At 70.2% G+C, this 12,563-nt stretch carries 12 protein-coding genes; 9 read left to right on the top strand and 3 right to left on the bottom strand.

Features of this window, described 5'->3' with window-relative positions; genetic code table 11:
• Positions 1 to 64 precede the first annotated feature (64 nt).
• Positions 65 to 1,642, top strand: coding sequence for a peptidylprolyl isomerase (locus D7X32_RS06500; RefSeq protein WP_120601628.1), 1,578 nt, complete (start codon positions 65 to 67; stop codon positions 1,640 to 1,642).
• On the opposite strand, the gene D7X32_RS06495 is transcribed toward D7X32_RS06500, so the two are convergent.
• Positions 1,643 to 2,743 carry a GGDEF domain-containing protein gene (locus tag D7X32_RS06495; RefSeq protein ID WP_120601627.1) on the bottom strand — a complete coding sequence of 367 codons (1,101 nt, stop codon included), beginning with the start codon at positions 2,741 to 2,743 and terminating at the stop codon, positions 1,643 to 1,645.
• 64 nt (positions 2,744 to 2,807) lie between these two features.
• On the opposite strand from D7X32_RS06495, the gene D7X32_RS06490 reads away from it, so the two are divergent.
• Positions 2,808 to 3,401, top strand: a complete 594-nt coding sequence (locus D7X32_RS06490; RefSeq protein ID WP_120601626.1) for a Maf family protein — start codon at positions 2,808 to 2,810, stop codon at positions 3,399 to 3,401.
• Positions 3,398 to 4,063 carry a YggS family pyridoxal phosphate-dependent enzyme gene (locus D7X32_RS06485; RefSeq protein ID WP_120601625.1) on the top strand — a complete coding sequence of 222 codons (666 nt, stop codon included), beginning with the start codon at positions 3,398 to 3,400 and terminating at the stop codon, positions 4,061 to 4,063. Before D7X32_RS06490 ends, D7X32_RS06485 begins: the two co-directional genes overlap by 4 nt.
• A 22-nt stretch (positions 4,064 to 4,085) precedes the next feature.
• Here D7X32_RS06485 and D7X32_RS06480 read toward each other — a convergent pair whose 3' ends face one another.
• A complete protein-coding gene (locus D7X32_RS06480; RefSeq protein ID WP_120527264.1) occupies positions 4,086 to 4,307 on the bottom strand; it encodes a hypothetical protein in 222 nt (73 codons plus the stop codon).
• A gap of 291 nt (positions 4,308 to 4,598) precedes the next feature.
• Between D7X32_RS06480 and D7X32_RS06475 the strand changes: the two genes are divergently transcribed.
• The 6 genes from D7X32_RS06475 (at position 4,599) to D7X32_RS06450 (ending at position 12,140) form a co-directional block, all read left to right on the top strand.
• Complete coding sequence (locus D7X32_RS06475) at positions 4,599 to 5,405, top strand: DUF3108 domain-containing protein (RefSeq protein WP_120601624.1); 807 nt, start codon at positions 4,599 to 4,601, stop codon at positions 5,403 to 5,405.
• Positions 5,406 to 5,439: 34 nt separating this feature from the next.
• Complete coding sequence (locus tag D7X32_RS06470; RefSeq protein ID WP_120601623.1) at positions 5,440 to 7,125, top strand: DUF4091 domain-containing protein; 1,686 nt, start codon at positions 5,440 to 5,442, stop codon at positions 7,123 to 7,125.
• 25 nt (positions 7,126 to 7,150) lie between these two features.
• Positions 7,151 to 8,128, top strand: a complete 978-nt coding sequence (locus tag D7X32_RS06465) for a DUF3108 domain-containing protein (protein WP_120601622.1) — start codon at positions 7,151 to 7,153, stop codon at positions 8,126 to 8,128.
• Positions 8,129 to 8,246: 118 nt separating this feature from the next.
• A complete protein-coding gene (locus tag D7X32_RS06460; RefSeq protein ID WP_244238875.1) occupies positions 8,247 to 9,653 on the top strand; it encodes a hypothetical protein in 1,407 nt (468 codons plus the stop codon).
• Between the two features lie 55 nt (positions 9,654 to 9,708).
• The gene (locus D7X32_RS06455) at positions 9,709 to 10,788 is read left to right on the top strand and encodes an imelysin family protein (protein ID WP_120601621.1); all 1,080 of its coding nucleotides are present in this window, start codon (positions 9,709 to 9,711) and stop codon (positions 10,786 to 10,788) included.
• 20 nt (positions 10,789 to 10,808) lie between these two features.
• Positions 10,809 to 12,140 carry a di-heme oxidoreductase family protein gene (locus tag D7X32_RS06450; protein WP_120601666.1) on the top strand — a complete coding sequence of 444 codons (1,332 nt, stop codon included), beginning with the start codon at positions 10,809 to 10,811 and terminating at the stop codon, positions 12,138 to 12,140.
• Between the two features lie 10 nt (positions 12,141 to 12,150).
• Here the strand turns inward: D7X32_RS06450 and D7X32_RS06445 are convergent, their stop codons facing one another.
• Entirely contained in the window at positions 12,151 to 12,501 is a 351-nt protein-coding gene (locus D7X32_RS06445; protein ID WP_120601620.1) for a hypothetical protein, read from the bottom strand.
• Positions 12,502 to 12,563 lie beyond the last annotated feature (62 nt).

Genomic DNA, 12,563 nt, shown 5'->3' with positions numbered 1-12,563 from the left:
ACACGGCGCCGCGAGACCTTCCGCAAGGTGAATCGCGGGCGCTTCCGACCGTGAAGTGACGACAATGGACGGTTTGAATCCCCGGAAGGTCTTCTCCCTCCTGTTCATCATCGGCATCGCCGTGGTGTTCACGCTCCAGTTCGGCCCTGGCAGCAACGGGTTCGCCGACAGTGGCGCCCAGGCTCCTACCGCGAGCGCGGTCGCCACGGTGAACGGCAAGGAGATCCCCCTGCGCGACTTCAGCATGGCCTGGTCGCGCCAGATGAACTTCCTGCGCTCGCAGGGCAACCCCATCCCGGAGTCGGTGGCCCGCCAGTTCGGCCTGGACAAGCAGGTGCTCGACCGGCTGGTGAACGCGGAGCTGCTCGCCCAGTCGGCGGAGCGCCACGGCATCAGCCCGTCGGACGAGGAGCTGCGCAAGCTCATCCACGACAACACGGACTTCCACTCCAAGGAGGGCGCGTTCGACTTCGCCCGCTACCAGCAGGTGCTGCGCGACTTCTACCGCCGCACGCCGCAGGAGTACGAGCAGGAGCTGCGCCGCCAGATGGCCGCCCAGAAGATGCTCGACGTGGTGCGCACGGGCGCCGTGGTGTCGGACGACGAGGTCCGCGCGCGCTATGAGAAGGAAGGCAACCAGGCGAAGCTGGTGTTCGCCCGCTTCCTGCCCACGATGTACGCGGACAAGGTCCCCGCGCCCACGGCCGCGCAGCTGGCGGAGTTCCAGAAGACGCACGAGAAGGAGATCGCCAACTATTACGCGGCGAACAGCTTCGTCTACAACGTGCCGGAGCGGATCCGCGCCCGTCAGATCCTGGTGAAGGTGGCCCCGGACGCGACGGCCGAGCAGAAGGCCCAGGCCAAGGCGAAGGCGGACGGCCTGCGCAAGGAGCTGGAGGGCGGCAAGGACTTCGCCACCGTGGCCAAGGCGAGCAGCGACGACGACGCCACCAAGCTCAAGGGCGGCGAGCTGGGCTGGGTGGAGCGCACCACGTGGGATCCGGCGCTGGCCAACGCGGCGTTCGCCCTGAAGGCCGGGGAAGTGACGCAGCCGGTGGAGTCCGCGCTGGGCCTGCACCTGGTGAAGGTGGAGGAGAAGAAGGACGCCCAGGCCCGGAAGCTGGACGACGTGAAGGGCGAAATCGCCACCAGCCTCTACAAGCAGGAGCAGGCGAAGGGCCTGGCCAAGGCGGAGGCCGACAAGGCGCTGGCCGCGGCGAAGGCCGGCAAGCCCCTGAAGGAGCAGTTCCCGGTCCCCGCGGGCCAGCAGCCGGCGCTGCTTCGCTTCGAGGCGGAGACCAAGCCGGAGGCCGTGGAGACGGACAGCTTCACCGCGCAGGGTGACTCCGTGCCGCACCTGGGTCCGGCGCCGGGCCTGGTGAAGGCCACCTTCGAGGCCAAGGGCCCCGTGACGCTGGACGAGGTCTTCACCGTGGGCGAGGCGAACATCGTCGCGCAGGTGGTGGAGCGCGAGAAGCCGGACACCACGGGCTTCGACAAGCGCAAGGAGGAGCTGCGCACCCAGGCCCGTCAGGCCAAGCAGATTGAGCTGACGGAGTCCTTCCTCAAGTCGCTGAAGAAGAGCGGCACCGTCGTCACCAACACCGAGGCCATCGACTCGGTGCTGGGCTCCGCGGGGTAGTCACCCGCCGGAGCGGGCGTAGGGGACCTCCAAGGGGGTCCCTTCCGCCGAAGGGGCCTCGGCGACGGCGATGCCGTCCCGGCCCCGGCCCTTGGCCGCGTACATGGCGAAGTCCGCCGCGCGGATGAGGTCCGTGGAAGTGGTGGCATGGTCCGGGAAGGACGCCACCCCGACGCTCGCGGTGAGCGCCACGTCCAGCCCCTGCCCGCGCAGGAAGCGCTGGCCGCGGAACGCCTCGCAGATGCGCTGGGCGATGATCTGCGCGCCTTCCGTGTCCGTCTCAATCAACATCACCGCGAACTCGTCGCCGCCGTAGCGGAAGACGGCGTCCAGGTTGTGGCGGCCCAGGCTGATGAGCAGGTCCCCCACCTCCTTGAGCGTGGCGCTGCCCACCAGGTGCCCGTGCCGGTCGTTGATGGACTTGAAGTGGTCCAGGTCCAGGAACACGAGCGACAGCGGGTGGCGGAAGCGCGCCGAGCGCTTCACCTCCTGCTCCAGTTGCGCGCGCAGGTGCCGCGCGTTGAAGCAGCCGGTGTGCTCGTCGGTGATGGTGAGCTCCTGCACGCGGCGGAAGTTGCGCGCGTTCTCGATGGCGATGGCCGCGTAGTCCGCGATGGCGGACAGCGCGGCGAGGTCGTCATGCGTGAAGCCGGGCTCCGTGGGGCCGTTGACCAGCTCAATCACGCCCAGCACGCGTTCGCGCGCCACCAGGGGCACGGCGAGCAGCGAGCGGGTGTGGAAGGCGGAGGCTTCATCGAAGCGGGGCGCGAAGCTGGGGTCGCCGCCCACGTCGTGCACGAGCCGCGCGACGCCGGAGGCGAACACGGCCCCGGCGATGCCTTCCCCCGGGTTCAGCTGGAGGGCCTTGAGCGCTTCGGCGCCTTCGCCCACGGCGATTTCGAAGTAGAGCTTTCCGGTGCGTTCGTCCTGGAGGATGAGGGACCAGTTGCGCGGCCTGAGCAGCGCACTGACCTTCTGCATCACCAGCGTGAGCACTTCGCGCAGCTCCAGCGTGGAGGTCAGCGCCTTGGCCATCTCGTTGTAGGCGGCCAGCTGCTCCACTGTCCGCTTCATGGCCGACAGGAGGTCCGCGGGGTTCATCGAGGTGCCCTCTGGAGCGCAAGTCTGCTAAGGCCCGCGAGCGCGAAACACCCCGCACCCGCCCATGGATCCAACCGCTCTGTTCGTTCTCGCCTCCGCCTCGCCCCGGCGCAAGGATTTATTGGCCCAGCTGGGCCTTCGCTTCACCGTGGCGGCCGCGGATATCGATGAAACGCCGATGGCCGGAGAAATTGCGTCGGACTACGTGCACCGGCTGGCCGTGGAGAAGGCCCGCACGGTCGCCACCCGACACCCGGACGCATGGGTGCTGGCCGCGGACACCACCGTGGCCCTGGGGTCGGAGCTGCTGGGCAAGCCCCGGGACGCGGCGGAGGCCCGGGAGATGCTCGCCCGGCTGTCCGGCCGCGTCCACGAGGTCTTCACCGGCATCGCGGTGGCCGGCCGGGCCCGGGACTCCCAGGTGGTGCGCACGCAGGTGACCTTCCGCGAGCTCACCCCGGCGGAGATCGCCTGGTACGCGGACACCGGCGAGCCCCTGGACAAGGCGGGCGCCTACGCCATCCAGGGCAAGGGCGGCTTCCTGGTGCGCGGCATCGACGGCAGTCCGTCAAACGTCGTGGGCCTGCCGCTGGGTGAGACGCTGGCGCTGCTCACCCGGGTGGGCCTGCCGCTGCCCTGGACGGAGGGGCCGCGATGAGCGTCGCGGACAACCTGGCGCGGGTGCGCGAGCGCGTGGCGAAGGCCTGCGCGAGCGCGGGCCGGCCGGAGTCCTCCGTGACGCTGGTGGCGGTGTCCAAGCTCAAGCCCGCGGCGCTCATCCGCGAGGCCTACGCCGCCGGACAGCGCGACTTCGGGGAGAACTACGCCCAGGAGCTGCGCGACAAGGCCGAGGAGCTCAAGGACCTGGACGGCCTGCGCTGGCACGCCATCGGTTCGCTGCAGACGAACAAGGTGAAGTACGTGGCCCGCGTCGCGCACGCCTTCCACGCGCTGGAGCGGCTGGACGTCGCCGCGGAGCTGTCCAAGCGGCGCGCGGGAGCAGCTCCCCTGCCCTGCTACGTGGAGCTCAACCTGGGCGGCGAGGACACCAAGCACGGGCTCACCCCGGACGCGCTGGGCGGCTTCCTGTCCCAGGTGCGCGAGCTGCCGAACCTCCAGGTGGTGGGGCTGATGGCGCTGCCGCCGCCCACGGACGACGTGGCGCGGATGCGCGAGGGCTTCGCCCGGCTGCGCGAGCTCGCGGCGGCGCATGCGCTGGCGGCCCTGTCCATGGGCACCACGCACGACTTCGAGCAGGCCATCCTGGAAGGCGCCACCGCCGTGCGCGTGGGCACCGCCATCTTCGGCGAGCGCGCCTAGGGTACGGCGCCCCCGGTTCCGCTCACAGCTCGCGGAACCGCAGCCGCCCCTCCTGGTTGACGAGCGCCTTGAACTCGCAGCCGCAGTAGTTGCAGCGCACCTCGTCCCCGTCGGTGAACGTGTCGTCCACGGGGTTGTTGGCGTTGCAGCCGGGGCAGTCGAACTCGTCGAAAACGCGGCTGCCCGTCCCGGCGCCCGCGTCCTTCGCGAAGTCGTCGTCGTCGAACTGGAAGTCGTTGGACATGGGTCCGGAGGCTAACACCGGGCGGCCGTCCGGGTGCGTCCCGCTGGGCATCCAGGCAGGCTTGGAAAACTGTCCGCCATTTGTCAGCGGCCCTTGCGGACGTGTACCCCTGCGGGCCGCCTTTCCGTCCCCTGCCTGTCGTTTCCAGGCGTGCCTGGAGGGCGGCCGGACGGCTTTGAATGCTGTCCCACGGCCGTCCGTCCTGGAAATGTCCGGTGGTGGGGGCGGTTGAGCGGCACGGTTGGCTTGGGCGGGCCGGCCACCTAACTTGCAAGCAAGGGAGCACACCCGATGCGCGGTCTGTCCAGGTGGGGGTTCACGGCGGCGGTGGTGGGACTCATGGGGTCCTCGCTGGCGCATGCCCAGGAGCCCACCGGTACGGCGTTCGGCCCGGGTGAGCAGGCGCAGTACCGGGTGCGCTACCTGGGACTGACGGCCGGCACGGCGACGGTGACGGTGGGCGCGCCCATGACGCAGTGGGGCCAGAGCGTGTGGCCCATCGTGTCCACGGCGAAGTCCGACGACCTGGTGGGCGTCTACCCCGTCAAGAGCCGCTTCGTGTCGTACTGGGACGCGGGCACCCAGCGGGTGACGGGAAGCGATCTGCACTCGGAGGAGAACCGCAAGCGCCGCCGCCAGCGCATCCAGCTGACGGCGGACGGCACGGGCGCGAAGGTCATCAAGCAGAAGGAGAGCGACCCGCCGCGCGAGTCGGACCACGCGCTGCCCCAGGGCACGCTGGACGTGGCGGGCGCGACGTTCGCGCTGCGCGGCCAGGACCTGGCGGTGGGCCGCTCCTACGAGTACCCGGTGTTCACCGGCAGCAAGCAGTTCAACATGCGCGCCACGGTGGAGGGCCGTGAGACGGTCACCACGCCCGCGGGCGCGCGGGACACCTTCCGCGTGCGCGTGCACACGGAGTTCGGCGGCAAGCTGGAGTCCAAGCGCGACATGGTCGCGTACCTGAGCGCGGACGCCCACCACGTGCCGGTGCGCATCGAAGCGGACTTCGCGCTGGGCACCATCGTGGCGGAACTGACGGACTACAAGCCGGGCCGCGTGGTGGCGGTGGCCCGGGCGGACAACTCGGGCGACTGAAGCGTCGTCCGCCAACCAGGGGAAGGCAGGGGGCATGGGCGTGGGTTGGGCATGGGCAGTGGCGGCGGCGCTTTCCGCCGCGCCGGGCGGCGTGCAGGTGGTGTCGCCGCTGGTGAAGGTGCGGCCGGACGCGGCGCCGAAGGGTGCGAAGGAGGCCCGCCTCAGCGCGGCCCGGGGTGAATGCGAGGGCACGCAGCTGGTGCTCCCCCCGGGCGTGACGCGGGTGACGATGCAGCCCCTGGCCCTCAAGGGGCCGGGCGCGCCGCTCACCGTGGACGCGTGGCGCGAGGCCTACCTGGACGTGAAGACGCCCTCCAACGGCGAGGGCAAGCCGGGCCCGTGGCCCGACGCGCTGGTGCCCCTGTCGGCCCCCGCCAATCCCAGACATCCCACGGTCGTCTACGCGGAGGTCTGCGTTCCGCCGAAGCAGGCCCCGGGCACCTACAAGGGGAGCCTGAGCGCGGCGGTGGACGGGAAGGAGCTGCCGGCCGTTCCCTTCACCGTGGAGGTGCAGCCCTTCGACCTGCCCGCGACGTCGTCGCTGCCCAACAGCTTCGGCATCTCGCTGTACAGCATCGCGAAGGGGCACGGCATCCCCGCGGACTCGCCGGAGGCGAAGGCGCTCTTGCGCGAGTACGGCAAGACGCTGCTTCAGCACCGGGTGAGCGCGCACGGCATGGGCATGGATCCGCCGCCGGTGAAGTTCCAGGACGGCCGCGCGGTGCTGGACTGGACCGCGTACGACGCGGAGATGGCGCCCTTCCTGGACGGAAGCCTGCTGCCCTCTGGCGCGCGCTTCACCACGGCCGACGTGCGCGACAACCGGAAGGCCTCCACGGACGCGGAGAAGACGGCGTACTACCGCGCCTTCCAGAAGCACTTCGAGGACAAGGGCTGGAAGGCGCAGCTCTTCTTCTACGCCAAGGACGAACCCAAGCCCGCGGACTTTCCGCTGGTGAAGGCGCAGTCGAAGCGCGTGCGCGACGCGGGCGGCACCCTCCCCGTGCTCGTCACCACGCCGTTGGACCCCGCGCTCCAGGGGTCGGTGGACATCCTCACGCCCATCATCAACTGCTTCTACCCGCGCGCAGGCCCCCAGACATGCCGCACCGTGGCCAACACCGCGACCGCGCGCACCCGGCTGCCGCCGCGCGCGAAGGTGTGGTGGTACCAGAGCTGTATGTCCCACGGCTGCACGGGCGGGCCGCCCGCGGACAAGGCGCTGGACAAGGCGTTCAGCGACTGGGCCTCGTACATGGTGGACCACCCCGCCCCGCTCAACCGCGCCATGGGCGTGCTGGCGTTTGAAAGCGGCGTGGACGGCGAGCTCTATTTCGACACCGTCTTCGCCTACAACACGAAGAAGGACGTCTGGGCGGACCTCTTCGAGTTCGGCGGCAACGGCGACGGCACCCTCTTCTATCCGGGCACGCCCGCGAAGCTGGGCGGCACGGAGCATCAACCCGTGGTGTCCCTGCGGCTGAAACACATCCGCGACGGCCTGGAGGACTACGAATACCTGCGCCTGCTCACCTCGCTGGGCGACGGCGCCTTCGCGAAGACGGCGGCGAAGCGGCTGGCGAAGTCCGGGTACGAAATCTCCCGGGACCCGGCGGAGTGGGAAGCGGTGCGCCAGGAAGTGACCGAGCGCATCGTGAAGCGGCAGTCGGCTGAACAAGCGAAGCGCTCCGGACGTCGGACTTCCGGGGGAACCCCGTAGTCACTCCCCCCTGGGAGGAAGCAGAATGAACGCCATGCGCAACCTCGTCGCGGCCTGCCTCGCCTTCAGCGCCCTCAGCGCCATCCCGGGTCAGGCCCAGGAGGCCCAGCCCCCACCACGCAACATCCTGCGTCCAGTCCAGATCTCACCGGCGGCCCCCGCCGACGCGGCGAAGCCCGTGGAGTCCCCGGAGAACACCGGTGACGCGTCCGCGGAAGCGGCGCCCAAGGAGCCCGTCGTCGAGGTGAAGCCGTGCGCCCAGGGCCTGCCCGCGCTGCGCTCGCAGCTGGCCTTCAAGCCCGGGGAACTGCTCGAGTTCGACATGGACGCCATGGGCGCCAAGGCCGGCAAGCTCACCATGCGCGTGCAGCGCCCGGCCAACGGCTCGCTGCCGGTGGTGGTGGAGGCGCAGACCAACACGCTGTTCTCCAAGGTGCGCCGGGTGCGCGGCAGCGCGACCAGCTACCTGCACCCCAAGACGCTGCGCCCCTCGCGCTACACCGAGGAGGCCGTGGAGAACGAACAGCGCCGCAAGGTGAACGTGGACTTCGGCGCGCAGGACAAGAGCGTCAAGGTGGACTACCAGATCGCGGACCGCCCCAAGGGCCACTACGACTACGCGTTCGACAAGGACGGCCTGGACGTCGCGGGCGCCATCTACCTCATCCGCCAGTTGCCGCTGAAGAAGGACCTGCCGGTGTGCTTCGACGTGTACGGCATCCGCCGCATGTGGCGCATGACGGCCACCGTGGTGGAGCGCGAGCACGTGTCGCTGCCCCTGGGCGAGTTCGACGCCTGGCACCTGGCCGGCACCGCCGTGCGCCTGGACCGGCCGTCGCAGACGCGCGACGTGCACGTGTGGATCACCGACGACGAGCGCCGCCTCCCGCTGGCCGCCGTGGGCGCCATCGACCTGGGCGCCGTGCGCCTCACCCTGTCCGGCGTGAAGCGCCCCGGCGAAAAGCCCATGGAGGCCCAGGGCAAGGAAGATCTCAAGTGGTGACGCGGGGTTGAGTCTCCGCCCAGGCCCGCCTCCCACCGGGAGCGCGGGCTTTTCGTTGGCGCCAAATTGAGACTGGTTTGCAAAGTCAAAAACCCAGGCGTAGGGTGCGCGCCGTTCGATGCGCCCCCATCTCCTGAGCCCGCTCCTGACGTTGCTGTGCACCCCCCTGTTCCTGCTGCCCCTGGCGGCTCGCGCGGAGGCCCTCCGGGGCGCCGACGAGCTCCGCTGGCGCCGGACGCGCTTCCTGGACGAAGGCCGCATCGGGGAGGACGAGAAGGGCAAGGACCGCGTCCTGACGGTGGGCAGCAAGCCGCAGCTGGACCTGTCCGTGAACGCGTACGCGGACCTCCAGTTCGCCTACTTCAACTACGGCGAGAACCAGAACCGGGCGAACGGCTCGCAGAAGGACTCGCGGCTCGTGTTCGACACGACGCGCCTGGTGATGGAGCTGGAGGCGGGGCTGCCGGAGTACGGCATCGAGGCCGAGTTCGAGGTGGAGTTCGAGCACGGCGGCGCGGGCGCGGCGCTGGAGCTGGAGTACGAGGAGTTCGGCGAGTTCGACACCGACGTGGAGAAGGCCGGTGAAGCGCTGGTGGAGGAGCTGTACCTGACGAAGAAGCTGGGCCGGAACGTGGAGCTGTCGGTGGGCCGCTTCTACGTCGCGGTGGGCACGCTCTTCTCGGACTACCTGCCCACGTCCTACCTGGGCACCATCCGCTCCGAGGCGGAGACGCGCATCATCCCCAACACGTGGAACGACATGGGGATGCAGCTGAGATGGGACACCCCCTGGGGCGTGCGGCTCACCGGGCAGGTGGTGAACGGGCTGGACTCCACGGGGTTCAATTCTCAGACGTGGGTGGCCACGGGGCTGCAGCAGCGCTTCGAACTGGTGCGCGCGACGGACCTGGCGGGAGTGCTGCGCGCGGACGTGCGGCGCTTCGAGGGCTTCAACTTCGGCGTGTCCGCCTACTACGGCGGCACCACGCGCAACCGGCCCAAGCCTGACCTGGTCAAGCAGTGCGATGACGCGAACCCCAACATGGTGGCGCCGTGCGGCTACGTGAGCGCGCCCCTGTTCGTCGCGGATGCGCACCTGTCGGTGAACCGCAACCGGTGGCGCGCGCACGCGATGGTGATGTACGGCCACCTGGGCAACGCCGCGGCGGTGTCCGCGCGCAACGCGCGTCTGTCCAACCTGCTCAACGTGCTGCGCACGCCGGTGTCCGACAACGCGCTCTCCGCGTGGGGCGAGCTGGGCTACGACATCGCGCCCTGGCTGGGGCTCGACGGCAACCACCGGCTGGAGCCGTACGTCCGCATCGACTACATGGATTCGCAGTTCAAGCCCCGCGCGGAGCTGTTCGACAACCCCCGCTTCGAGCGCACCGTCTACACCGTGGGCACCAGCTACACGTTCGCGGGGCTCGTCGTGCTGAAGCTCGACTTCAGCCAGCGGCGCATGGGCAGCTCCGCCTTCCGGCCAGAGAACGCTCTGCGGATGTCGACGGGCTTCGTCTACTGATTCGTCACCCCGGCTGTCTCGAACGCTGTCGCAAGAAAGGCCTGAAGGCACCCCCATGTCCTCTCGTTCCCTGAAACTCTCCCTGCTGGTTGGCGGCGCGCTCCTGATGGGCGCTTGCAGCAATGACGACGACCCCCCCCTGGAGTCGTTGGACCAGCAGCTCGTCGTGAACTTCGCGGACAACGTGGTGGTGCCCACGTACAACCTGCTCGCCACGCGCATGGTCGAACTGGACGCGGCGGCTCGGGCGCTGAAGAACGGGCCCAGCGCGGCGACGCTGAAGGCCGCGCAGGACGCGTGGTTCGCGGCGCGCGTGCCGTGGGAGCAGAGCGAGGCGTTCCTCTTCGGGCCGGTGGACAGCAACGGATGGGATCCAGCGATGGACAGCTGGCCGGTGAACCGCACGGACCTGGACGCGGTGCTCGGCAACAGCGACACGCTGTCGCAGCAGTACGTGAGCCAGTTGCAGGAGACGCAGAAGGGCTACCACACGACGGAGTACCTGCTCTTCGGGGAGGGCCAGGCGAAGAAGCCGGAGGACTTCAACGCGCGCCAGTTCGAGTACCTGCTCGCGCTGACCGCGGAGCTGAAGACGGTGTCCGGCAACCTGGCGGCCTCGTGGACGACGGGCGTGAACGGCCAGGCCCCCTACCGCGACACGCTGGCCAAGGCGGGCGAGTCCGGCAACACGGCGTACCCCACGGTGGAGTCGGGCGCGCAGGAGATGCTGGGCGGCATCCTGACCATCCTGGACGAGGTGGCCAACGGGAAGATCGCCGACCCGTATGACGCGAAGGACGCAAACCTGGTGGAGAGCCAGTTCGCGCTCAACTCGCTGTCGGACTTCACCAACAACCTGCGCAGCGTGGAGAACGTCTACCTGGGCCACCGCCCGGAGAGCGCGGCCAAGGGCCTGTCCCTGTCGGACGTGGTGAAGGAGCGCGACGCGGCACTGGACACGCGCGTGAAGTCGGAGATCGCGGCGGCCATCGCGGCGCTGGGCAAGGTGCCGGAGCCGTTCCCGGTGTCCATCAAGGACCCGGCCTCCGCGGATGAAATCGAAGGGGCGCAGGCCGTCATCCGCAAGCTCCACGACACCTTCCAGGTGGACGTGAAGGCTGTCATCCTGCCCTGATGCTGGACCGGGGGAACGCGATGCGACGCGCATTGGGACTCGGGCTGCTGTGGCTGGTGGGCTGCGGCGGCACGGAAGCCGAAGCCCCGGGGGCTCCGCCGCGCGCGGGGGGCGACACCACCATCGACGACCGCACGTCGCGGGCGTTCGCGCAGCCCGCCCCCAACCTCACCACGGAACATGAAGCGCTTCACCGCGATGGCGACGCTGCCTTCGCGGCCGTCTTCGTGCCCGGCCCCGCCCCGGTGAACCCGGGGCTGGGGCCCGCGTACAACAACACCTCCTGCAATGGCTGCCACCTGCGCAACGGCCGGGGCATGCCGGTGATGGGCGGCGGGCCAACGCGCACGCAGCTGCTGGTGCGCGTGAGCCTCCCCCAGGGCGCGCCGGAGCACCCGAACGGCGCGGTGCCGGTGCCCGGGCTGGGGCTCCAGATTCAGGACCAGGCCGTCTACGGCGCGTCGCCGGAGGCCAACGTGACGCTCGAGTGGGTGGAGCGCGCGGGGACGTACGCGGACGGGACGGCGTATGGGCTGCGCTCGCCGCGCGTCACCATCGTGATGCCGGACGGGGCGTCACCGCCCGCGGACATGCGCACGTCGCTGCGCCTGCCGCCGCCGGTGGTGGGCCTGGGGCTGCTGGAAGCGGTGGACCTGGCCACGCTCCGGGGGATGGAAGACCCCGCGGATGCGAACCGCGACGGGATTTCCGGCCGGCTGAACACCGTGTGGGACGTGCAGGCGCTCGCGCTGGTGCCGGGACGCTTCGGGTGGAAGGCGAACAGCCCCAACCTGAGGCAGCAGTCGGCGGAGGCCTACTTCAACGACATGGGGCTTTCGAACCCCCTCTTCCCCGGCGCGGACGGCGGCTTCGAGCTGCCCATGGACACGCTGGACGCGGCGGTGTTCTACGCGCAGTCGCTCGGGGTGCCGGCGCGCACGGCGCTGGCAGACGCGGCGGTGAAGCGCGGCGAGGCGAAGTTCAAGGACCTGGGCTGCGTGACGTGCCACCGCGACACGCTGGAGACCGGCGAGCATCCGGTCGCGGAGCTGTCGCACCAGCGCATCCATCCGTACACGGACCTGCTGCTCCATGACATGGGCGCGGGCCTGGCGGATGGGCGGCCGGACGGGGACGCCACCGGCACCGAGTGGCGCACGGCGCCCCTCTGGGGCCTGGGGCTGACGCAGACGATTCTTCCGTACTCGGGCTACCTGCACGACGGGCGGGCCCGGACGCTGGAAGAGGCCGTGCTGTGGCACGGCGGTGAGGCGGAGCGGGCGCGGGAGGGGTTCCGCAACCTGTCCGCCAGCGACCGGGGCGCGCTGGTGCGCTTCCTCCAGTCGATGTAGCGCCCGGCCTTCAGCCGTTGCGAATCATCCCGGCGGCCTGCGACAGGCGGCGGCGCAGGTGGGTCACCACCTCGTGCAGGTCCTCCAGGCGCTGGAGCACGTGCAGGTCCTCGCCCGCGTTCATCAGGGCGACGGGCGTCAGCGTCTCGCGGTGCAGGGCCAGGAGCAGGTCGTGGAAGTGGGCCTGCACGTCACCCAGGGCATCCAGTCCCTCGCGGAGGTCGTCCTCCACGAAGTCCAGGAGGACGCTGGCGTCCGCGCGAGCGGGCAGCGTCCGGGCCAAGCGCTCCACCGCCCCGCGAACGGGGTCGGTACGGCGCAACATCGCGGAGGTGGCGAGGGCTGCGACGGGAGGGGGCATGCCCAGGACGCTACAGGCCCGTAGCGTCCGGTCAATTTTCCACCCCCTGCCCGCCGGTGCGA

Source organism: Corallococcus carmarthensis (assembly GCF_003611695.1).
Taxonomy (GTDB): Bacteria; Myxococcota; Myxococcia; order Myxococcales; family Myxococcaceae; genus Corallococcus; species Corallococcus carmarthensis.
This window is presented reverse-complemented; position numbering and strand designations above follow the sequence as displayed.